At 62.8% G+C, this 662-nt stretch carries 1 protein-coding gene and 1 pseudogene; both read left to right on the forward strand.

The features are described 5' to 3' along the window. Window positions 1-334: pseudogene (locus X742_RS0139660) on the forward strand (Flp pilus assembly protein CpaB); the annotation flags it as partial. Window positions 335-399: 65 nt separating this feature from the next. Next, window positions 400-662: pilus assembly protein N-terminal domain-containing protein (locus X742_RS0139665; protein ID WP_031248875.1), on the forward strand; the 263-nt coding region annotated here is incomplete at its 3' end.

Genomic DNA, 662 nt, shown 5'->3' on the forward strand with positions numbered 1-662 from the left:
GCTTTCCGATCTGACCGGCGAAACACCGGCCGATGTCGCTGCCAGGCAGGCCGAACTCGACAGGAAGGCAGCGGCGGAAGCCTTGGCGGCAGCTGAGCGCAAGCGGGCCGACGACAAGCTGGCCGGGCTGGCTCAGGTGGTGGAGCGGGTGGGAAGCCGGCTTGACGAGATGGGCAAGGTCAAACCCGCTCCGACCGTGACATCTGCGCCTGAAGTGCGCGAGGTCGTCAAGGAAGTGGTCAAATATGTGCAGCCGGAACCGCCGAAGAACGTGACCGTGGGCGTATTTCGTGGCGTGAAGCTCGAGACATATGACGTGCCGCGACAACCATGATAATAATGCGGCATAATACCGCGCGACACGGTGGCTGCCATCGGCAGCATTTGGGGAGACGGGGAATGAAGGGGCTTTGGTTGAGGATGGCGACGGCCGCGCTGGTCGCGCTGCTGTCGAGCGTTGCGGCCAATGCCGCCGACCGCTTCATCGATGTGTCGAACCCGAGCGTCCATCGTATCTTCCTGCCGATGTCGCAATCGGTGACGCTCCAGGTGAATGCCAATCTCGGTGACATCGTCGTCGGCGACGAGAAGATCGCCGATGCGCAGCCAATGACTGACCGCACGCTCTATGTCATCGGCAAGGGCGCCGGCACCACCACGGT

Origin of the sequence: Mesorhizobium sp. LNHC229A00, from assembly GCF_000502415.1 — a bacterium.
Lineage (GTDB): Bacteria > Pseudomonadota > Alphaproteobacteria > Rhizobiales > Rhizobiaceae > Mesorhizobium.